This window comes from Rugamonas sp. GW822-FHT03B10, from assembly GCF_058801745.1.
This window is the reverse complement of the sequence record NZ_JBXANP010000049.1, coordinates 1-1,429: the sequence shown is the minus strand read 5'-3', so window position 1 is coordinate 1,429 and position 1,429 is coordinate 1. Positions and strand designations below refer to the sequence as shown.

Annotated in this window: 1 protein-coding gene; it reads right to left on the bottom strand. The window is 61.4% G+C overall.

Translation table 11 applies throughout. The annotated features are described in order from the left end of the window. Positions 1 to 31: 31 nt before the first annotated feature. A complete protein-coding gene (locus tag AC1RQG_RS27795) occupies positions 32 to 1,351 on the bottom strand; it encodes an ISL3 family transposase (RefSeq protein WP_493136648.1) in 1,320 nt (439 codons plus the stop codon). Positions 1,352 to 1,429 lie beyond the last annotated feature (78 nt).

Here is a 1,429-nt window from a genome sequence, read left to right as displayed (position 1 = left end):
GGCTCTATGCCGTTTCGTGTGGAATTTGACGTCAGGCGACATGCCGTGTAACGCCGAAATCGCGTGGCACGGCAGCGCACAGCGGATTGGCCGGCAGGTGTTTGAGTTTGGCCATGCGTAAGTAGGCGATGGCGATGAAATTGGTCACAGTACGGAACCCGCGTGCGGCGCGCTTGGTTTGTTGGAGCATGCCGTTCATGGCCTCGACATAGGCATTGCTGCGCCCATCGAGCATACCGCGCACCACGCCGGGCAGGCGCTCCAATAGGGTGGCGGCCAGCCGTTTAAATGGTTCAAGTCGGCAGCGACTGGCCCAGGATATCCAGTCCAGCAGGTCTAGCTTGGCCTTGGTGGCGCAGTTGGCGGCCACGGCGCCACGATAGACCTCGCGCAGCGCCTGCTTCAAGCGCCAGGCCCGTGCGCTTTTCAGGTTGGAGCGCTGCAGCCAGTGCATGGAGTTTGTTTGACGGTAAGTCCAGCTGACGGGATTTTTTCGCATGCCCCACATCATCGCCTTGACCGCTTTGCGGTCCTCTCCCAGCGCGGCCCGCACGGCTTTCGGCTGGCTGCGCATTTCCTCGCGCCGCACCTCGTCCATGGCGGTGTTGGCCAGCGCGATCACATGAAAACGGTCATAACTGATCTGGGCTTGCGGCAGGCTTTCGGTCACGCCTTTGGCATAGGCGCCGCTCATGTCCATGCAAACATGCTTGATCTCGTCGGCCACGCCGCCGTGCGCCACCAGTTCCCGTTTGAAGGCGTTCACCGTTTCGTGATCCCGCCCCGGCGTCACGAACAGCAACCGCCGCGCCTCCAGGTCGTGCACTACCGTGACGTAGTGATGTCCCTTCTTGAGGCTGGTCTCGTCGATGCCAATCACGCGCACACCCGTCATATCGTCCCGGCCGCGCGCTATGCCCACGTAGTGCTCGATGCGCCGCCACAACCGTTTCGATGCCACCCGCAACTGGGCCGCAGCCTGCGCCACCGGCAGGGTTTGGCACAACGACAAGGCAAGGGCTTCGAACAGCAGCGTGAAACCGCTGCCTGGCCGCGCCCACGGCACTTCGGCCAGCGAGGTCTTGCCGCATGCGTCGCAGTCAACACGTGGTACGTCGGCATGCAACCAGGCTTCAAATTGGAAGAAGTCCAGGTGCCGCCAACTGCGCTTGATGCGGTCATGAATACCTTGGCCATTCGCACCGCAGGCCGGACAAGGCAGCTGCTTGGCATCGCACGACACCTCGAAATCGATCCGACGCTTGGCCGTATCGAGATCAACTTTGGAGACAACCCACGGCGCTTGCAGCCCCAGCGCAGTGGTGAACAGGGCTTCGACGGCGATACTCATCAGGATTCTGGAACCTATGAAATGGCGTTACCCGACATGGTACCCGATGTCAATTTCCACTGGAAACGGCATAGAGCC